Genomic DNA, 20,057 nt, shown 5'->3' with positions numbered 1-20,057 from the left:
TGGAATTGGTTTAGCTCCTCGCTTATTATCCGCAGCGCGCAATGCATTTTAGTTAGGTCAATGGTGACATCGCGGAAACGTCAACTCCTGACTCATTCATTTCCGGGCGACCACACTCCCGATATAGCCAGGTTTCGGTACGAACGTTCGGACAGCCCAATCCTTTTCATCCCAGCAAATGGGCTGTCCTAAGCCGCACCCCAGGGCCTTAGAGATAGCCTCCAGCCGTGTCCAGCGCCGGAGGAAGCCTTCCAGCCGGTCTTCCGGACCAAGGGCGGTGTAGGATCCGTACTCGGAGGCGGAAAGACAGAACGCTGCGATCTCGTCCGCTTCGGGCACAGGGAAAACTTCCTCGATGTCCACCCCGAGTTCTTGCCTGGTCGAGAGGGCAATGACCGCCACATTTGCGGATCGTGAGACGCTGAAGCGCAAGTCCCGACCACGCATGCGGTGCGAGAGGCGGGGTTTGCCTAGCAGTCCATATTCTAGTTCAACGTCGGACGGCGAAATTCCCAGTTTGGAAGCGAGGACCCGGCGCAGCTGCCCACGGGTAACAACAAAGCGGCGACGGTCCCGCTCCAGTCTCAACCCCTCGGCACGCCTACGTTCCTCTTCGTTGAGGCAAGCGCCTATCTCGCGAACGATGTCCTGCTCCACATCGAGCGTGAATGCCAGAACCTTTAAACCATCATTCTCGAAAACCGGCATTGTGATCCCGGGTCTCAACTCGACTGTTTTATCCAAAAAGCTCGGAGATGGCCGTGCTGGCTCCGCTAGAGGATAACTTACGCTGCATCTGACAGGTCGACATAATCGATATTCCGGCCGAGCCGAAACAGCATGAAAATTCCGCCTCACGTCCAAAGCGCTATGGCCACCTTCCCTGCCCGCGCCAGAAGATTGGATAAAGTCGACTCCAAGGCAGTCAGAAGTCATACGTGGATTCCGATCGCGAGCGCTCATCGTACAAGTGCATTCTTTCTAATGAACGGAGCGCCATTCATGCGGATTTCCCCGAGTGAACAACTAGAACGATAACGCTCATGGTGGCCCCTGAAGATCAGAGGCACAACGACCCTTTGTGGGCATCCCCGGAGGTACCTCTTTTGATGCAAGAAAAGGGCTAAGCGAAGGTCCTCCATGCGGGCAAAGGATTCGCGCTTTTGGCGCCGCGTACAATGACCCATCTCAAGCCATCGCATCATCATGCGAAATACATCGCTAACGGTCGCGCGATTAACTTCCTGGCCGCGCTCGCGAGTATGTCGGACAGCGCGACCTCCAGTTGGAGAGGCGAGAACGTTGCGACCTGAGGTCTTGTGCCGGTGCGTCGGCCCGTTTGCGATTGCCCCAGTTCGGCAGCACGGGCTACCGCTGCCTATTGCCGCCGCAACAATCGCTTGCCTGTGCCGCCAGCGCGGCTGAGTTTCGATTCACGCCGTGCTGCCGCAAGATTCTTGCTTCAACTGCGCGGACCACTTGCGCTCCTGTTGCAGCTCCGCCGCGCCCTTCTCTGCCACCTGTTTTATCCGGAAGGCTTCGTCGCTTGATCTCGCGATGAGTACCGCTAGCGAGATATCCGCAGGAAGCGCTGTAGGAGTGCTAGGCGCAGCGGAGCACCATCTATAAGCTTGTAGGCGCTGGATGCCGATCTCGGGATCCAGCACCTCCGCTCACGGCTTCACATAGGTCCACCCTTTCTCCTGCAACTCCATGACGCGCACTACGCCTGATTTCACCACCTCCGCCTGAGCAACAATCGGGATGTCCTTGTTCTCGGCTTTGTGCATTTTTTCCTGGGTATTGCCACACGCCTTGAACGACACCTCAGGCGTACTCAGCATCATCTCCTCGATGCGCGCCTTTACCGGAGATGTGTCGTCGCGCAGCATATGCAGACCCGGCCCAAACGTGACCACCTCGATTTTCACTTTCTCGCCGAGGTCCTTATAGTACTGCGCCACATTCGTTGCGTTGTTAAGCGTGAGGTTCATCGCGGCGGAGTCGTTGGTGTTTACCTGCAAAACCAAACGGTGAGGCTCGGGGTCGGGTTCAAGCCTGGCATTGGCGGCGAGATGGGAACGTTCCCGCTTATGCTTATGTGTATTGGCCTTATGCGTGTTGGTGGTGGCCTTATGCGTGACCGCAACTTTTGCTGCGATACGCGGGTGGTATGTAGTGGGATTTTCCGTCGGTACCCAGTATCGGCCGCCTTGCTCCGCCGCAGTGAATGACGGAGCGAACAGGACTATCACGGCTCCTGCAGTAGCTATCCTCGAAATATGCTGAAACATGCTCATGATGCCTCTCCTATTAAACACAGTCATTGAACTTCTCACCCGTTGGGTTTGGCAGCTGGATGAGGCCACCTGCACACAGCGCCCATCTTCGCAAGCACCGCTTCCAAACCGCCTAGCGAGAACACTGCATCCAGAGCAGTGCCCCTTCGGGGTATAAGTTGAACACCGAGGCTTCCACTGTCTGGAAGGGCCTGCAGCAAGCGAACAACGTCGCCTCCGAATGAAACTCCGATTCCCGACGCCGGGGGCGCTGCAGCAATTTTCATCTGCTCACCGCCGTTAATGCGATAGATAATCGCGTAATCGCGGCTGTGGCCTGAGATGCCGGGTCCCGCGACCACCAACTCGGTCCGCCCCTTGCGGCAGCGAATTGAAAGCTTCATTGCGGATTCGGCTGCCGCACCATCGTTCGACAAGGTCGTGGCGGTGGCGACTGGCGAATAGTCAACAGGCGAAGTCGTTTGGCTGATGATCCAGTTGTCTGCTTTTGAAGCCGCTTGATGTGCCGGCGGGATCGTTCGCGCCGCCTTGTCCGGGCACCCCGGCCGTTCGGGGCCCTCTATCAGGGTGCAATCGCGAAGCTGCGCCGCAGGGTCTTCCGTCCCTTGCGTCCAGGCAATCCCGCCTGTGAGCGCGATTACAGCTACAACCGGGATGGCCGCGCTTCTCATTGCGATGCATGCGTTGCGTGGGACTGGCGTTCGAGCCACGCTTGCGCCGCAGGAAAGCGCGCGAGACCAGGAACTGTCGCAGCGAGATTGATCGATTTCCATTTCGGGTCGAAGCCGGGTTCCTGCAGTTTGCCGATCCGCGAGAAAAGATGATCGACAAAACGTGCGATGCGCTGAAAGCGGTTCGATTTGGCTGGAAAATTGAAGGCGACGAGAGCGGTCGGAACGGCAATCGTCGTTACATGTTCGCCCGGCTTAATCAGATTGGGATAGTCCGCAGCATCGAGCGTGGCGGGCAGATAGTAGTCCTCGAATTTGCTTTCATAGGGGACTGGCAAGAACTTGAATCCGGACTCCCAACGGCCCCGAACGAAGGCATCTACCGGTTTCGAGGTAATGAAGACGACACCCGCCATCTGGCCCTTGCGCATCTGCTCGAGCGCGACCTGATGCGGGATGAAGGTCTTTTCCACCTCGAGACCGAGCCGACTGAAGATCATAGGGCCGGAATACGCCGCCGCGGTACCCTGGGTATTGAAGTTCACTTTCTTGCCGGCAAGATCATTCAGACTCTGAATCTCTGGACGAACAAAGATTTGAAGTTCGGAGGGGAATAAATTCAGGATGTAGGCGAGCCGTCGCTGAATATCCGGCACCTGGCTTTTATATTCCTCCAGCGCGTCGGAATTGATGATCGCGGCGTCGATACCGCGCAAATAGAGCAGTGAATTCACATTTTCCGTGGCGCCGCGTGTCACGACAGGCAGAACGTGCAGATTGGGTCCGTCATCCACTACGCGGGCGATCTCCGCCGCAAGGCGGATTGGCGCACCTTCGAGAAGGCCTCCTGCAATACCGACAGTCCAGGCATTCATCGCCACTTGCGGCTTTTGCGCCTGCGGCTCGCGATCAAACAGACGAACGCCGTGCGGCCTGGCATTTTGCGTCTGCGCCTCCGCAGCGAGCGGCTGAACGATCACGGGCAAAGCGATGAAGGCCATGAGCAAAGTTCGCGGACCTGGACCAACAGACCAACTCATCGGCCAATTCCTTGCCACGCTTCGAAGACGCTGCCGATCCGCCAGTGCTGGAGAAACTGTGCTACGGATGCAGCGCCTCCATACGAACTTTCATCGCGCGTTAGCCATCGGCTGCCGCGTATCGAGCCTGATCCGGAGCGGCCAGCGATTGGGATAACCGCGTCATCGCAACGACAGCGGCAGCGATTCGCACGGGCGCGGGCTCGTCCCTCTGCTTGCAGGTGCATCATCGTGTTCCGGGCAAATAGCTTCCGGTCCGAAGCGATGCGCGACGTGGCCGAGATTCCGCAAGCAATACCTACGTCATCGTTCCCCGAGAATGACCGGCTTTCCATTGGCGACCCATCTGCAATCAACTGCCGCACAGTGAGATGGCTTATTCCAATGCGTGACCCTCATCTTATGCACTTCGATCGCCTGGTTCTGGGAAACTCTTAAGGGGTACATCTATGGAAACCGCTCAAGCTGTACTGGCGACGCGATGACCAACCAAATCGAGAGCTTGACTTCAGCAACCACCACAGGTCGGCTGGAACGCACTCAGAAAGACGTAACACCCGATGAGGAAATCCGGAACGCTGTCGATGTCGTTTCCAAATCCCGCACTCTCTGCTGCTCGGGAGGCTGCAGGAGTTTGCAACAGCCAGCTTCGATTTAGAGGGCCCCGCAAGCGAAGCGACGCCGTATGGCATGCCGCCGTCGCGGCGGTCAGGCCGTGTTGCCGGCGTCCCCCGCCAGTGCCGTTGATGTTCCGGCCGCCTTTCTCCGAGGAGATACTAGACCATGGAAGCGACGTCGTCGGGCTCGGCAAGCGGCGCATCGCGGTGCGGCTGGCGATGCGACGGCAGCCGTCGTCGTCCAAGGAACCGGTCAGTTCGTTATCGATGAAGTCGGGCGCGATCGCATTCAGGGTAATACCGAGCCCGCCGAGTTCGCGGGCTAATGAACGGGTGAAGCCGGCAGCAGCGGCCTTGGACGCGGCATAGGCGAACAGGCCATTGTAGCCGGTCGAGGCGAAAATGGAGGAGATGTTGACGACGCGCCCGGCGCCGTCGGCCATCATATGGCGCACCACGTATTTGATCAGAACGATCGGCGACAACCCGTTTAGGCGGATCGCGCAGCTCCTTTCGGCGATAATGGCGCCGGCAAACCCGTCGGGCGTATGTCCGACAATCTTCGGTGCCCCGGATGCGCCCGAAGTCAGCATCAACCGCTCCTGTCGCGCTTTCGGTTCTTCATCCCACGGCCGCACGTGCTGGCGGCGCCGACGCCAATGACCAACTGCGTACCAGTACCGTATCGGTCCGGCTGATCGGTGACGATCGGCATCGATCAGGTTCCACATACCAGCTGGAGACATTGCAACGGATGCAATCCCGTCGCTGTGGTCGTGCGCGGCGTAGATTGGCAGCAAAACACTAATGGGCGTTCACCCAAGGTCGAATTTGACCGCGGATAAGAGCCTCTTCATGCATTTCCAGGGTCATGCGGAATACGAGATCCAGACATTGTTGGAACGAATGCAGGAGGGACATGGGCCAATACAACCTGAAGTTGGTAGCATCACATAAAAGCGCCGAAACCTGGAGATTACCCACTGATTTGCACGCCAGCGTTGTTGGCCTTGAGCATGCGCACGTCGCCTTGCTCGACGCCTGTGAAGCCAATGACCATGCCAATGCCGCTTCCGCTACTCTAATGTCTGCTTTTCAAATCGTCGTCACGCCGTCCGTGTCGGTGACTATCTAGAGCGCGGATGGCACCCGCGCGGTCTTGGCGCCGCGTCCTTTTTCACCGGGCGCTTCCCGATCGACGCCGGACTCCCGGGGGAGCTCCTTGCATGTAGACCCAGCTGCGAGCTTTCACGAGATTGTCCATTCGGCCCTGACCGGGAACTCTGAAGTCGCCAAACACCAGCGATTCGCGGAGAACCGAATGAACACCCGCAAGAATGCGCCTCTGACGCCCAAAGGTCGAGAAGCGATGGTACGCAGTGTTGTTGAAGGAGGGCCGAGCCAGGTCGCCGCGCGCCAGTTCGACGTCACGCGGAAGACTGTAGCTAAGTGGGTCAACCGCTTCCGCGCAGAAGGCGTGGATGGCTTGCGGGAACGGTCCTCATGCTCCCATTTATCGCCAAGCCAAACCCCAGCTGCCGCGTGCGCTGCCGTCGAGGGCGCCACATGGGCAAGCAGATCGTCGTCGAAGTTGGGATATCGCCAGCGACCGTCAGCCGCATCCTGCGTCGGCTTGGCCTGAACCGGCTCGCCGCGCTGGAGCCGGCCGAACCGGTGCATCCGGGCGAGCTGATCCACATCGAAATCAAAACGCTCGGCAAATTCAGCCGCATCGGCCGTCGCATCCCCAGGGGTTCACTCGGAAGAGAGCCGTGCCTCCATCATTGCCTTCAGGAAGATCTTGCGGGACGAGCGTAAGGAGAGCACGGTTGCCTTCCTCAAGGCGACGGTCGCCTACTATGCGAGCCTTGGCTTGACTATCCAGCGCGTCATGACGGGCGGCTCTTGCTACGAGGCTGCGAGAGGCTCGGCCTCAAGCACATCCGCACCAGGCCCTCCACGCCCAAGACGAACGGCAAGGCCGACCGCTTTGTCCAAAACAGCCCGCGCGAGTAGGCTTATGCCTGCGGCTACGAGAACTTCGACCAACACACCGCCGAACTGCTCCAGATGGCTCCTCCGCTACAACTGGTCGCCCTCATGGCAGTTTCGGCTCAAAGCCACCAATCAGCAGAGTCTGGACTGGAACAACCTGTTGAGGCTCCACATCTAGCGCGCAAAACGCTCGCTGGTGAGACGCGGCGGCGTCTGGAAATTCACTGAGACGTCGAGCGGCGGCAGCTCCTCTCCCGAAATTTCGGCGATGAAGGACACCAAGCGCTTGCGGAGCTTGTGCGGATTGCGTTTTGGCGGGCTTCGAACGCATCGGTCAGATGGATCGCCACGATCTGCGACCGTTGTCTTCAGATCGTCCGGCATCGCCGCGCCATTTTCCGGATCAAGATAAGCACAGTAGATGCGTCATAGCTCGGCTGTTTGCCCTTTCGGTCGGCCACCATCGTCATTGCCGTGCTTTGTTGGGGGCAAACCGTTGACCTCCAGAGTTTGCTTGTCGCGTCGTGCTCGCGGTTGCCCGCATGTAGAGCCGGTTAACAAGTACGCGCCTAGATCTAACCGACGCAACCGTCTACGGCCGCCGGGCGGTCTTCAGCCGCCCGAGCGCGATCGCCTCTTGGCGTGCGATGTGGCAGGTGATGAACACGATACGCAAGCGGCGGTCTTCGTCGGGCCATGCGGCGAGCGCCACAGGCGGATGGAAGACATGGTGCACACCGTGGATCACGATTGGCGCCCGACTCCCTGAGAATATTGAGAATTCCTTTGACACGCAGCAGGTGCGCTCAACGGCTTCAGGAGCCAGAAAGTAGGTTGCATCGACCACCTTCCCGGCCGGCACCTCTTCGAAGCCAATCGGCGCATATGGATCGATGCTGGCGAAATCCTCTCCGTACGAAGCGGTGTATGCCGGATCAACGTTGAAGTGCTGTGGAACCCGTATGGTGGATGTGGGCACATCAATCTGTTGGAGGATGCCGCAAGGCCGCCAAAAGAACTCGGCAAGGCAAGGAAAGGCGCCCACCGTCCTGGATGCAGCGCAGCGTCGTAGAGCAGATGGAGAAGCTTCGGCAGATCACAGCAACTCCGGAGAAACGCCGTTAACAACATAGGTCCGGACGCTCTCGCCATTGATCGGTCCCTCGATGAACCACCGCGCATCGATCCGGTTATGCCGCAGGGCCGCCAGGAAGGTCATGGTTTTCCAGCGGCCATGGCGAACCTTCGCGATCAGTCTCTGCCCCCGCGGTGCCCATCCCCGCAGCGGCACCATCTGTCCTGGTCTCGTCGATGAAAACCAGCCGTTCAGCTTCGACGCGGTCTTGATACTTTGCCCATTGCGCTCGCCGACGCGCCACGTCGGGCCGATCGCGTTCGCCTGCCACCACGCTTTTTTTGAAGCTGAGCTTCTCGGCATGAACGAAGTCCCACACCGAGTGGTAGTCGACCTTCAGCCCGCGCTCCGCCCCGAAATGCGACGCGCGCGGTCGAAGCCCGTTGCCCATGAGTTAATATTGCAGTGTAAGCTTGACTTCGCCAGTTCGTCCCGAGTGTAAGTTACAGAAGCCCCTTTTGTATCGAGCAGATAGCCTAACGGATAAAGATAATAGGCGGCATCGATCGCCTCCTTGCGGAGAAAGAAGGGTTGCGTCTGATACTTCTTCTCGACCGTCTTCGGATCGATCGCTTCGGGATAAGGATCGGTCGCCGACGGGGCCGCTGTAGTCGGGACCAATTTGGCGTTAGCGCTTCGCGTCTTCGGGACCGGCAGTTCAGCGGATCGCGCCTTCTCTTGCTTAGAGCTTGCGAACTTCTGCCCGTAATCTCTGCAGTTCGGCGCGTTCGGTTTCGCTCAGCGGCTTCTCGTCGTCGACCGGCTGAGGCGCCCCGCCTGATACCCCTAAAAGCAGACAAGCCGCAGCCGCCGACGCGATGCGCCCTTGCATCCCAATCATTTTCGTCCCCCGTTGAAAATCTATCGATTCAATGTGTTCCTTAAACGCCACGCGACCACACCGACAAGCTCCTTCACCGTTTTGACAAATCGAAGATCGTTCGGTCCGATCGCCAAACCGCGCTGGCGGAAAGCCGGATAGTCGTCGAAATCCTCCCACATAGCTACGAGCCTGGCCGTCCCCTCAGGAAGAAGGTCGTTGATTTCGTCGTCGTCCTTCAAGTTTCGGTTCGTGTTGAAGACGGCTTTGATGCCGTCGAGGATCTGGGTCAAGGGGGTGCCGTGACATGGGTCGCTAAGACGACGTCGTTAGTTGCGACGTCGGCTTGCCCACCCTTGGCTGAGGAAATCGCTACGGCATGCTGACGTATCGCTGCTGCAAGCTCTGAAATTGCCTCAGCGTGAATCAGAAGGGACTCTTTACGGGGACATCAACAAAGCCGACCGCTATCCCGTCGCTCATAACGGTCTGGTTGCAGGTTCGAGTCCTGCCGGCCCACCAGCCATCGCTCGCGAAGCGAGTGAAGGCTGCCGCGCCGAAGCTCCAATTGGGCGAAGGTGGGCTGTTGCTGCGCGCTACGGCTCGGCAAGCTACACGAGGACGAAGTATCAGCTATTCTTGTAACAGCCACTCACGCCACCTCGCCCAACACCGTTCCGAGAATTGTCCTTTGGTATGCCGCAAGCATTCCGGGCTCCTCGATCGATCCGTGGTGATGCAGCTGGCGCCACGCACCGCCCCGTCTCGTGAACCAGCGCGTCGTACGGAATCGAACATCCATCTTCACGTCAGGGGTGATACACGTGCCTTTTTCGCGGCCGACGAACAGGTGCCAATGGTCGCCACCCAGGCTCGTGAAATCGTGGAATGTCACCTGGACAACCGCCGGTCCACCGAACAATTTCAAATAGCCTTCACTGATCGACCGCCAACCTCGCCGGATGCCGCCCATCGGGTTGTCCATGCTGGGTGCATCCCCCTGTTCCCAGTTGGCCGCCAGCCCGTCAAGGTCCCGCCCGTTGAAGGCTTTGTAAAATGCGATAAATGCGTCAAGTGGGTCGCCGCGATCGCTTTGCACTTCGCGTCCGGTAATCTCAGTCAATCTTAGCGTCATGATGTTTCTCCGTGTTGCGTGTCCTCAAAAGACCCGCGCTTCAATCACGCTCGCCGCGCTTCCGTGGCTTGCACACGTGGGTCATCGTGCGCGTCGTGATATTCGAGGCCGAGCGGACCGATCGCGGAGACTTGCGTGACGTATTCTCCGGACTTCGCCCAGTGGAAATGCCAGGTCTCGCCGGGCAGCACGACGACGCTACCGGGCGGATAGGCGGTCACCTTGTCGCCATCGAAGGCTTCCCCTAGCCCGATGTAGAAGACGCCCGACATGACCGTGTAGATACGGTCTTCCGGATGCTTGTGTGGCATCAGCCTGGTGCCGCCAGGCACCTTGACGCGGACCACATAAGGTCCCGCCTCGGACGGATGGCCCACCATCACAGCGAGCCGCGCACCTGACGGAAACGCGGGGAACGGCTTCCACTCGATATCCTCAGGGAACACTGCCCTGAACGTCGATTGATCGGGTTGATGATTGCGGGCCATGACGCTGCCTCCTTCCTGACGGCTGACTAGGCGAGCTTCGCGTCCAGCGTGATCGTGGCGTTGAGCACCTTCGATACCGGGCAGTTCTTCTCGGCTTCTCCGGCGATGCGGGCAAAGCCGGCGTCGTCGAGGTTGGGTACCTTGGCCCGCAAGGTGAGAGCAGACTTGCTGATCTTAAATCCTTGGCCGTCTGGATCCAGCGTGACCGCGGCCTCCGTGGAGAGCTCGGTCGGATTGAATCCTCCCGCCTGCAGGCCGAACGCCAGGGCCATCGTGAAACAACCGGCATGGGCGGCCGCGATCAGTTCTTCGGGATTTGTGCCCTTCTCATTCTCGAAGCGGGTCTTGTAGGAATACGGGGTGGCATCCAGGACACCTGAATCGCTCGTCAGCTGTCCGCTCCCCGCACGCCCCGTTCCATGCCACACTGCCTTTGCCTTACGGATCATTGCTCTTCTCCCTGCTAGTTCTGCATACAGCCCCGCACAGAAGTGTGCGGGACAACCTCATCGCGCCGGTTACGCCGGCAGCTTCAGAACGCTGCTATCGACCGGCATCTTTCGCAGGCGTTTGCCAGTCGCCGCGAAGATCGCGTTCGCGATCGCCGGCACGATCAGTGATGTTCCAGTCTCGCCCATTCCACCGGGCGCCTCCGCACTCTTGACGATGTGCACATCGATCACCGGCGCCTCGTTCATGCGGAGCATCTGGTAGGTGTCAAAATTGGTCTGCTCGACGCGCCCATTCTTCAGCGTGATCTCGCCGTAGAGCGCGGCTGTTGCGCCGAAGATGACGCCGCTCTGAAGCTGCGCCTGCACCGTGTCAGGGTTGACGACCGTGCCGCAATCCATCGCACAGACCACCCGGCGAACCCGGACGTTGCCATCCTTCGACACTTCGACCTCGGCGACCTGCGCCAGATAACTGCCGAAAACGAATTGCACCGCGACGCCGCGCCCGCTGCCCTTGGGCAAGGCCTGTCCCCAGCCGGATTTTTCCGCGGCAAGATCGAGCACCGCCCTGGCGCGCGGGTTGCGGTCCAGCAGCATCCGGCGATAGGCGACGGCATCCTGCTTCGCTTCAGAGGCCAGTTCGTCGATAAAGCTTTCGGTCACGAAGACATTGTGCGACGGCCCGACACTGCGCCAGAACGCCGTCGGAATCCCCGGCGGCTCCACGCGCACAAACTCCACGTGGAAATTCGGCAGGTCATACACGAGATCGATCGCGCCTTCGGTCGAATCGGGATCGAGACCATCCTTGAAGGCCGGCGGCAGCCATCGCGCAATAACTGACGGCCCGGCGAAGCGGTTCTTCCAAGCCATGGGCTTTCCCTGCGCATCGAGCCCCGCAGCAATTCGGTCAAACCAGTACGGCCGATACATTCCATGCTGGATGTCTTCCTCACGGGTCCAAACCACCTTGACAGGACCATCGACCTGTTTGGCGATCTCGACGGCCCGGACAGCGACGTCGGCCTCCAGCCGCCGCCCAAAGCCGCCGCCAATGAGATGATTGTGGACGATGATTTTCTCTGGCGGCAAGCCCGCTGCCTTGGCAGCCATCGTCTGCACGCGAGCCACAGCCTGGCTGCCGATCCATATCTCGCATTCGTCTTTGCGGACATGCACGGTGCAGTTCATGGGCTCCATCGTGGCGTGGGCCAGGAATGGAAGTTGATACGTCGCCTCTACTTTGGTGACGGCAGCCGCCAACGCCTTGTCCGCATCGCCGTTGCTCTGCGCCACCGTGCCCGAGCCGAGCGTCGCCTGTTCGAGCTGGCCCGCGATTTGCGCCGTCGACAGCGCCGCGTGCGGGCCGTCCTCCCACTCGATCTTGAGGGCTTCCAGCCCCTTCTTGGCCGCTCCCATGTGGTCAGCAACGACAGCAACAGCATCATCAAGCCGAACGATTTGGCGCACGCCCTTGACGACCTTTGCTTCGGTATCGTCCAGACTCTTCAGGCGACTACCGAACACCGGCGATTGTGCCAGCGTCGCAATCTTCACACCGGGTGGGCGTGCATCGATGCCATAACGGGCCGTGCCGTTGACCTTTCCCGGCGCGTCAAGCCGCTTGGCGGGCGTGCCAATCAGCTTGAACTCTTCGGGCCTCTTCAGTGTCACTTTCTCCGGCACTGCGGCCCGTGCCGCGTCTGCGACGAGTTCCCCGTATTTCAGGCGTCGCCCCTTCGCATCGATCACTTCGCCGTCCCTTGCGCGGCAGGTCGCCGGGTCTACGTTCCATCGCGTGGCAGCCGCGGCGATCAGCATCATCCGCGCCGCCGCGCCGGCCTCGCGCAGCGGCTTCCACGCACTGCGCATGGCATTCGAGTTTCCCGTAGCCTGTACGCCAAGCATCGGATTGGCGTAAAGCTTTTCGTTCGGCGGCGCGTGTTCCAGGCGCACCTGACTGAGGTTCACCTCGAGCTCTTCGGCGATCAGCATCGGGATCGAAGTATAGGTACCTTGCCCCATTTCGACATAGGGCATGGTCAGGACAACCTCGCCGTCGTCGCCAATGCGGATGAAGGCGTTTGGTGCAAAGTTAGTAGAGGCCGCGTTGCTTTGGTCGAGGGGCAGCGCCAGGCTCAGTAACAGGCCGCCACCAACCGCCGCGGTGCCGGCAAGAAAACCACGCCGTGACAGGTTGGTGTCGTCGAGACGTGAGGTCACGCGATCGAAACCCATGTCAGCCTCCCTTTGCGGTCGACTGCGCGGCAAGCTTGATCGCCTCGCGGATGCGCACATAAGTTCCACAGCGGCAAATGTTGCCACTCATGGCCTCATCAATATCGCCGTCTGTCGGGTGCGGATTGCTCGCCAGCAACGCCGAGGCGGACATGACCTGCCCGGACTGACAGTAGCCGCACTGGACGACCTCATGGTCGAGCCAAGCCTTTTGAATTCTTGCGCCGGCCGCCGTCGCTCCAATCGCTTCAATCGTCGTAACTGCCGACTTTCCGATGCTGTCGATCGGCGTGACGCATGACCTTGTTGCGACGCCATCGATATGAACAGTGCAGGCGCCGCATAGGGCCGCGCCGCAACCGAACTTCGTGCCGGTCATGCCGAGCACGTCGCGCAACACCCAGAGCAACGGTGTATCGGCATCGACATCGACGCTGTGCCAGATTCCATTAATGCTGATCGTGAATGCCATGGTGTTTCTCCTTCCCTTGGACATCACCGCCTGCACGACGCCGCCGGCGGTGATGCTGTCAAACGAGCTCAACTGCCCAATTGGCCGACGTGGAAGCCGAGCCGGTTTTCGACGTCGCCGGCGCGATGGAAGCCGCGTTCCAGCAGTTTCTTGATCCGGGTCTGGCTGGCAGGCCGTTGCACGGAGGCGAGGAACGCATCCCACTCCGGGGCGATTTCCGCATCCGATGGCAAGCTCGCCGCGTTGACGAGACGTTTGGTCTCGGCGATCGCCTGCTTGTCGAACGAGGCGATCCGCATCGCCAGCGCATCGACAAAGCCGTCGAGTTCAGAATCCGGCAGGCTGCGGTTGACGTATCCGTAGCGTTCGGCGAGTTCGCCGTTGATGTCGTCGGCGCCGAGCAGCACCTCCAATGCGCGGCCGCGGCCGATCAGGCGCGGCAGCCGAGCCATCGGCCCGCCGCCCGGCACTAGGCCGGCGCCGACCTCCCATTGCGACAGGATTGCCTTCTCGCGGCTTGCGAACCGCATATCGCTCGCCAGCGCCAGTTCACTTCCAACCCCGGTGGCGCGGCCTCGGATCGAGGCGATCGATGCAACCGGCGCGCGGCTGAGACGGGCCAGCATATCGGGGAGCGCCTGCAGGCCGGTCGCACCGGGCGGGATGCGCGTAGATTCCTCCAGCGGCGCAAAGAAGTCGTAATGCGTCAGGAAGAAGCCATTCACCGCGCTGTCGAACACGACGACCTTCACCTGCGGATCGGTCTCCAGCGCCGTGATGATTTCGTCCAGCTGCGGGATCGTCTCGGGGCCGAAGATGTTGAGCGGAGGATGATCGAACGTCACGCGCCAGTACGACGGCAGGCGCCGCTCGAGCTGAATTTGCGTAGCCGTAAAGGTTTTCTCGGGGCGGTTCATGGGGCACTCCATTGATTTGTGCGGGATGGGACGCGCAGCAGGTGCGCGTCCTGCTTGCTTCAGCTCGATTGCCGCAATGACTTGAACGCGGCACGCATCTCGGCGCTGAACGATGCCGGCTGCTCCCAGGCGGCGAAGTGACCGCCCTTGTCGAGTCTGTTGTAGTGAATGAGCTTCGGATATGCCTTCTCCGCCCAGCTCCGCGGCGCCTGATACAGCTCGTCCGGATACGCGCTCACGGCAACCGGAAGCGTGACGCCCTTCGGTGCGAAAAAGGCAAGCTTGCTCTCCCAATAAAGGCGAGCCGAAGAGATGCCGGTGTTCGTCAACCAATACAGCGTGATATTGTCGACGATGTCCTCGCGGGTCAGGCCCTCGGCTTTGCCGTCAAACACACGTGCGATAAGCGCGTAACTCCGCTCGTCGTGGTCGATCATCCATGCGGCGAGGCCGATCGGCGAGTCCTCGATGCCATACAGCGTCTGTGGCCGGGCCCCCATCTCCTGGGCATAGGCCAGGCCGGTTTTGTAGAAGTGACTGAGCTGGTCATACGCATGTTTCTCGTCGGCTGAGAGGCCCGACGGCGCTGGCGCGTTGGCAAAGGCGAGCTTGTCGATATCAGCCGGAACGGTCGCAGGCATGTTGGTGTGAATAGCGACCAATCCAGCAGGTTGCTGCAGGGCCAGCTGCTCCGTGACCGCGTTTCCCCAATCACCGCCTTGCGCCACATATCGTGTGTACCCTAGGCGCTGCATCAGCACGGCCCAGGCGCGGGCGATCCGAATGGGATCCCAACCCGTTGTGGTCGGCTTGCCGGAAAAGCCGTAACCGGGCAGCGACGGGATCACGAGGTGGAAGGCGTCCGATGCGCTCGCGCCGTGTGCTGTGGGGTTAGCAAGCGGATCGACGATCTTCAGCTGTTCAATAATCGAGCCGGGCCATCCATGCGTCACGATCATCGGCAACGCGTTTTCGTGCTTCGAGCGAACGTGAATGAAATGAATATCGACGCCGTCGATCTCGGTGACGAACTGCGGCAAGGCATTCAATTTGGACTCGATCTTGCGCCAGTCGTAATCCGTCGCCCAGTAGCCCGCGAGCTTTTGCATGGTCGCGAATTGGACGCCTTGCGTTGCATCCTTGACGATTTCCTGGCTGGGCCACTTTGTCGCCTTGACCCGCTTGCGCAGATCGACCAGCGCCTCTTCCGGAAAATGGACGCGGAACGGACGAATCTCGGCGCTCGTGGCTGCATTCGATTTGAACGCAGGAAAGATGCTCGCGGTACCCGCCGCTGCGATTCCCATCGCCGCATTGCTCAGGAACTGACGACGATCCTGATCGATGACTTCGGATACTGGCTTCGTGGACATGTTGGAGCTCCCTTTTTCGATGAATGTCCGGGGTGAACCGGGTTTGCACTTGCTGTGGATTGATGCTTGCTCAAGATCTTCGAGATTGCTCGTTATGGGTTGTTAAGGAGCGTTAGCCGTTGCGAGTGACGCCTGATGTCAACGTCTCGTGCCACGCACGAGACGCGATCACCTCATCAACGTGAAGAATGCATTGCCGCTCTCGACGATGTAATCTGTAAGTTCGTCGCCGACGCTGTCGCTGAGCGGCAGGCCGGCATACCTGTGTTGCGGCTGCTGTTCGCGCGCGACGTGCTGAACAAACACGCTTCCGACGATCACCGTCGCCGATATCGCAATTCGAAAAATCGTCAGCAGAGTTTTCTTCATGTCAACCTCCCCCTTGAGAGCTGGATGCATCACTTTATGAAAGCGGCGGCTTGCCGGCCTGCCCGCGAACGATGTATTCTGCGTACCAGTCGGGCCAGTTTTCATCGTGCTGACCGCAGGAACGTTTTTCACGTTCGCCATGCGCGGCCGCCGCGCGCCGCAATGCGCTTGCGAGGTCGGCCGCCGAAGTGAACGCGGTGCCGCCTTCGACGCGGCCGGGCAATCGCGTCGTGATCTCCTGCATCAGCCAGCCGTTGCCGTCCGGATCACTGAACGACGCGAAGGAACGGTAGCTGCCGTGCTCGGGATCCGGGCCGCTGATTCGCAACCGTCCGAACAGATAGGGCTCATCGGCGCCGACATGCGCGTCGCTAGCGCCGTGAAAGACGTTGCTGACCTCGATGCCGCGACGAACAAGGTCGGAGCGCGCGGCCTCGATGTCGGAAACGATCACGTATAGGCCTTGCGCCGAGCCCGGCGCCGCCGCGGTGACGTTCTTGCCGAAGATCACCGAGGCCGGCGATCCCGGCGGTGTGAACTGGATGACACGCCAGCCGTCGCCGGAGGCGAAGTCGGCATCCAGTCTCCATCCGAGGCTCGCATAGAAAGCCTTTGCGCGATCAACGTCCGAGACCGGAATGACGACGATCTCGAGCTTCATGTCGATCGCCAACGCGGAAATCCTAACAGCGGCTCCGCGGCGCTCTTCCATCATGGTCATGACGACCTCCTCCGTGCTGGTGTTGTGGCGACCGGGCCTGAGACCCGGCTGATTGGTGCGCCATGACACTCGCGCAGCGGCCGCGAAATAGCTCGTTATGGGTTGTTAGGGGGCGTTAGCCGTTGCGAGCGACGAAAATGTCCGGCCGGGCCGCGATGGCTCGCCAGGCTGCGTGCCCTCAGGCCGCAGGATCAGAATTGCTGAAGGATTTCGCGGACATCGCGAAGATCGGCGGTGTCGAATCCTTCCCCGAAACGCGCGTAGATGCGCTTCAGATCGGAGACCGCGCCGGCCCTGGCCGCCGGCTCGCTCGCAAGACGCAACCGACTCATGGCAACCCGCAAACTCCACGACAAGGCGGATTGCTGTTCCGCCAGATCCATGGCGGCACGAAAATCCTGTTCTGCACCGGGACGATCACCGCTCCGCGCGCGAAGCTCCCCGCGGACGCGCAGAAGCTCCGGCATTTCCCAGCTTTCGCCCTGGTCAGCGACTGACTTGATTTCGGTCTGTATCGCGTTGAGCGCATCATCCAACCGCTGCCGAATTGCCAAGCCCTCTACCAATGCGACGGCGGCGGCCCCACTGTAAAGCTCAAGGCGATCCGCAATCATCCGAGGCAAGGATTGCTGAAGCAATTCAAGCCCTTCGTCTACCGCGCCTCGCGTGACCTGCAGCTCTCCCTTGAGCGCGAGCGAGACATTGTGAAACGGTCCGAAGCCGTGCTTGCGTGAATGCCCGGCCAATCGGGTAGCGGCTTCTTCCAAGGCGTCGGTATCGCCTACCCAGCGATAGACCCGGGCCGCAAAACACAGTCCCGCGCAATACATGGCGAGATCGGGGTTTGATCCGATATCCATGAGGCCGTTTGCGACGGCGACGGCCTGATCGGGCAACCCAAGGAGCCAGAGGTTGGTGCATGACATGATGTGTGTGCCGCGCGGGCTTGCAAAATGGTCGACCGGCAAAGCGGGGATTGCAGCGTCGCCGGCTTCGCCCGCCTGCAACCTCTCCCGGGCGAGCCGCTGATCACCACTTAAATGGCGGGCAACCCCGAGATAAGTGTGCGCACGGGCGAGCGCGGCGGGATGTCCGATCTCGGTCGCGACCGCATCAGCAAGCTGTGCCACCTCCAGCAACTTTCTTCGCTCGTAGGTGCGGCGGTACAACGCATGCAGACGGCTCAGCAAGCGAAACTGCTTTTCGAGGTCGCCGACTTCCTGCGCCAAAGCCAAACCGCGCCTGAGCGCAGCTTCACATTCCTGGCTGTTTCGTTCTGTAAACATGGCTGCGTGGCCGAACGCCCACAGCAACTCAACTCTCGCTGTCCGATCGCCGGGCGCATTTTCCGGCAAGGCGAGCGCACGCATGGCCCAGAGTCGGCATTCCTCGAGCAAATTGCGCTCCACGAACAGCCGCGCGCAGGCGGCCGCAAGAGGAATCTGTAATTCTGCTTCGCCCGTACCGGAAAAGACCCAAACGAGCGCAGCCCTGGCATCGCTCAGGAGATCGGCGCGATGGGTCCAGCCGCCCGGACGCTCTCCTCCCGGTTCATAGGACCGCGGTTTCAGGGCCTGTAATACGTAACTCGCGTGCTTCAAGGCCGCGGCGTGAGATGCTCCCGAGGCGGCGAGTTTTTCGATTGCATAAGCCCGTGTTGTCTCCAGCAGGCGGAACGAGGTCTGTGCACTCCTGGGACTGCTCGCGACGAGGGATTTGGTGACCAGTTGTTCGAGACGAATGAGGATGGCGTCCGGCTCATCAAGATCGCTCGCGAGCGCACGGGCGCCCTGCAACGTGAACGGGCCGGGAAAGATGCTGAGATATTCCAGCAAGGTTCGTTCGTCCGGCGCGATCAGGTCATAGCTCCAATCCAGCGCCGCACTCAACGATTGATGACGCGGCAGCGCGGTGCGGCGCCCGCGCCACGCCAAGCGGAGCCGTCCGCCAATGAGATCGTCGATCTCGAGCAGTCCATGGGCCGAGAGCCGGCTTGCGACCAGTTCGATCGCCAGCGGCATCCCATCGAGCTTCCGGCAAATCCGGCCTATGATCTCGGCATCGGCGGCGGTGACGTCTGCGCTATATCCCGCCGCAACGGCGCACTCCATGAAGAGGCGCGTAGACGAATATTTGCCGAGTTCGGCTTCGCTCGCGACATTGTCCGGCGGAAGCGCGAGTGAGGCCAATTCGAACACCGACTCGCCTTCAGCATCGAGGGATTCCCGGCTCGTGGCCAGAAGCGAGACGCCGGGGGCGTGCCCGTGCATTTGCTCGGCCAGGCGCGAGACGGCCTCAATCACGTGCTCGCAACTGTCCAATACCAACAGCATCTGCTGGTCGCGCAGCGATTCGATGAGCCGCGGTGTGGGATCGCCAACAGGAATCAGCAGGCCAAGCGCCGATGCTACGGCGACCGCAACGAGGCTCGGTTCCTTGATGCTGCCGAGGTCGAGAAATCGCACCCCGTCCGCAAAACGGCTTCCGATGCCATAGGCAAGGTCGATCGCGAGCGTCGTCTTGCCGATGCCGCCAGGTCCGCGAAGCGTCACGAAGCGACGGCCGACGAGATGATCCGCTACCGCCAGGAAATCCCTTTCCCGCCCGATGATCCGTGTGGGTCGAGGCGGAAGATTGGGATGGGGTGTTTCATTGACGGAATCGGCGCGCTGTGCTGGCGATGCCGCGCGATTCACCGGTGCGACGAAGCAGTAGCCCCGCCCGGCGACATTGGTGACGTAGGATTCGCCACCCTCGCCGTCACCCAGCACCCGCCGCAGTTGGGCGATGTGGAACCGCAAGCTGCTCTCTTCCACGGTCAGGCCGGACCAAGCCTTTTCCATTAGCTCGGCCTTGCTGACGACTTCTCCCTGGCGGCTGATCAAAATGCAGAGAATGTCGAATGCCCGACTGCCGAGCTGGGTCGGCGTGCCGTTGCGTTCCAGGCGACGGGCGTGCGGCAGAACGCAGAAAGGTCCGAAGGAAAATGCCTCCGGGATCGCCTCGGCCGCAATCGATGGCCCTGATCCGCCGCGGTTCGCCACAGGTCACACGTTTCTTCTTTTGTTGCGGGCCGTTGTTACACCAAAATACCCCGAAAATCGACTTCGAAGCATGCCCTAAATGCGGGCAGGAACGACGATTGCCTCGCGGAAACTGCAGCGTGCAGACATTGCCGATAGGCAGAAGGTCGTGGCTTTGATTGGCGGCCGTTCGGACCAAGTCCTGACCGTTTGCACAGGAAAAGAAGAAGCGAGCCAGCAGGTTCGCAGGCGCGACGGGTGCAAGCTCGCCAATTTGGCCGCCTTTTCAAC

Annotated in this window: 17 protein-coding genes and 2 pseudogenes; 2 read left to right on the top strand and 17 right to left on the bottom strand. The window is 60.5% G+C overall.

What is annotated here, in order from left to right:
- Nucleotides 1-96: 96 nt before the first annotated feature.
- The 4 genes from RX331_RS09075 to RX331_RS09060 form a co-directional block, all read right to left on the bottom strand.
- Nucleotides 97-708, bottom strand: a complete 612-nt coding sequence (locus RX331_RS09075) for a 4'-phosphopantetheinyl transferase family protein (RefSeq protein ID WP_317256237.1) — start codon at nucleotides 706-708, stop codon at nucleotides 97-99.
- A 965-nt stretch (nucleotides 709-1,673) separates the two neighbouring features.
- Nucleotides 1,674-2,300 (bottom strand): DsrE family protein, encoded by a 627-nt coding sequence (locus RX331_RS09070; protein ID WP_317256236.1) that lies wholly within the window; start codon nucleotides 2,298-2,300, stop codon nucleotides 1,674-1,676.
- Nucleotides 2,301-2,967: 667 nt separating this feature from the next.
- Complete coding sequence (locus tag RX331_RS09065; RefSeq protein ID WP_317256235.1) at nucleotides 2,968-3,972, bottom strand: TAXI family TRAP transporter solute-binding subunit; 1,005 nt, start codon at nucleotides 3,970-3,972, stop codon at nucleotides 2,968-2,970.
- 547 nt (nucleotides 3,973-4,519) lie between these two features.
- Nucleotides 4,520-5,221 carry an SDR family NAD(P)-dependent oxidoreductase gene (locus tag RX331_RS09060; RefSeq protein WP_317256234.1) on the bottom strand — a complete coding sequence of 234 codons (702 nt, stop codon included), beginning with the start codon at nucleotides 5,219-5,221 and terminating at the stop codon, nucleotides 4,520-4,522.
- Nucleotides 5,222-5,547: 326 nt separating this feature from the next.
- Between RX331_RS09060 and RX331_RS09055 the strand changes: the two genes are divergently transcribed.
- The gene (locus tag RX331_RS09055) at nucleotides 5,548-5,763 is read left to right on the top strand and encodes a hypothetical protein (protein ID WP_317256233.1); all 216 of its coding nucleotides are present in this window, start codon (nucleotides 5,548-5,550) and stop codon (nucleotides 5,761-5,763) included.
- 186 nt (nucleotides 5,764-5,949) lie between these two features.
- A pseudogene (locus RX331_RS09050) lies at nucleotides 5,950-6,801 on the top strand (helix-turn-helix domain-containing protein).
- A gap of 414 nt (nucleotides 6,802-7,215) precedes the next feature.
- Here RX331_RS09050 and RX331_RS38720 read toward each other — a convergent pair.
- From RX331_RS38720 to RX331_RS08985, 13 genes and pseudogenes are all read right to left on the bottom strand, one after another.
- On the bottom strand, nucleotides 7,216-7,602 hold the full coding sequence (locus tag RX331_RS38720) for a GTP-binding protein (RefSeq protein ID WP_410708151.1): 387 nt from the start codon (nucleotides 7,600-7,602) through the stop codon (nucleotides 7,216-7,218).
- A 123-nt stretch (nucleotides 7,603-7,725) separates the two neighbouring features.
- Nucleotides 7,726-8,110: pseudogene (locus RX331_RS09040) on the bottom strand (transposase); the annotation flags it as partial.
- Between the two features lie 509 nt (nucleotides 8,111-8,619).
- The gene (locus tag RX331_RS09035; RefSeq protein WP_317256232.1) at nucleotides 8,620-8,871 is read right to left on the bottom strand and encodes a hypothetical protein; all 252 of its coding nucleotides are present in this window, start codon (nucleotides 8,869-8,871) and stop codon (nucleotides 8,620-8,622) included.
- 359 nt (nucleotides 8,872-9,230) lie between these two features.
- Entirely contained in the window at nucleotides 9,231-9,713 is a 483-nt protein-coding gene (locus RX331_RS09030; protein ID WP_317256231.1) for a YybH family protein, read from the bottom strand.
- Between the two features lie 44 nt (nucleotides 9,714-9,757).
- Nucleotides 9,758-10,201, bottom strand: coding sequence for a cupin domain-containing protein (locus tag RX331_RS09025; RefSeq protein ID WP_317256230.1), 444 nt, complete (start codon nucleotides 10,199-10,201; stop codon nucleotides 9,758-9,760).
- Nucleotides 10,202-10,227: 26 nt separating this feature from the next.
- Entirely contained in the window at nucleotides 10,228-10,650 is a 423-nt protein-coding gene (locus tag RX331_RS09020; RefSeq protein ID WP_317256229.1) for an OsmC family protein, read from the bottom strand.
- Nucleotides 10,651-10,719: 69 nt separating this feature from the next.
- A complete protein-coding gene (locus RX331_RS09015; RefSeq protein WP_317258072.1) occupies nucleotides 10,720-12,891 on the bottom strand; it encodes a xanthine dehydrogenase family protein molybdopterin-binding subunit in 2,172 nt (723 codons plus the stop codon).
- Between the two features lies 1 nt (nucleotide 12,892).
- Nucleotides 12,893-13,363 carry a (2Fe-2S)-binding protein gene (locus RX331_RS09010; protein ID WP_317258071.1) on the bottom strand — a complete coding sequence of 157 codons (471 nt, stop codon included), beginning with the start codon at nucleotides 13,361-13,363 and terminating at the stop codon, nucleotides 12,893-12,895.
- Nucleotides 13,364-13,431: 68 nt separating this feature from the next.
- Nucleotides 13,432-14,280 (bottom strand): enoyl-CoA hydratase/isomerase family protein, encoded by an 849-nt coding sequence (locus RX331_RS09005; protein ID WP_317256228.1) that lies wholly within the window; start codon nucleotides 14,278-14,280, stop codon nucleotides 13,432-13,434.
- Nucleotides 14,281-14,339: 59 nt separating this feature from the next.
- The gene (locus tag RX331_RS09000) at nucleotides 14,340-15,653 is read right to left on the bottom strand and encodes an epoxide hydrolase (protein WP_317256227.1); all 1,314 of its coding nucleotides are present in this window, start codon (nucleotides 15,651-15,653) and stop codon (nucleotides 14,340-14,342) included.
- A 168-nt stretch (nucleotides 15,654-15,821) separates the two neighbouring features.
- Nucleotides 15,822-16,022: a hypothetical protein gene (locus RX331_RS08995; protein ID WP_317256226.1), complete on the bottom strand. Its 201-nt coding sequence runs from the start codon at nucleotides 16,020-16,022 to the stop codon at nucleotides 15,822-15,824.
- Nucleotides 16,023-16,056: 34 nt separating this feature from the next.
- Nucleotides 16,057-16,743, bottom strand: a complete 687-nt coding sequence (locus RX331_RS08990) for a VOC family protein (RefSeq protein ID WP_317256225.1) — start codon at nucleotides 16,741-16,743, stop codon at nucleotides 16,057-16,059.
- A gap of 191 nt (nucleotides 16,744-16,934) precedes the next feature.
- A complete protein-coding gene (locus RX331_RS08985; RefSeq protein WP_317256224.1) occupies nucleotides 16,935-19,787 on the bottom strand; it encodes an ATP-binding protein in 2,853 nt (950 codons plus the stop codon).
- Nucleotides 19,788-20,057 lie beyond the last annotated feature (270 nt).

The organism is Bradyrhizobium sp. BWA-3-5 (genome assembly GCF_032917985.1).
Classification (GTDB): Bacteria; Pseudomonadota; Alphaproteobacteria; order Rhizobiales; family Xanthobacteraceae; genus Bradyrhizobium.
The sequence above is the reverse complement of the archived record's forward strand: the minus strand, read 5'-3'. Positions and strand labels throughout refer to the sequence as shown.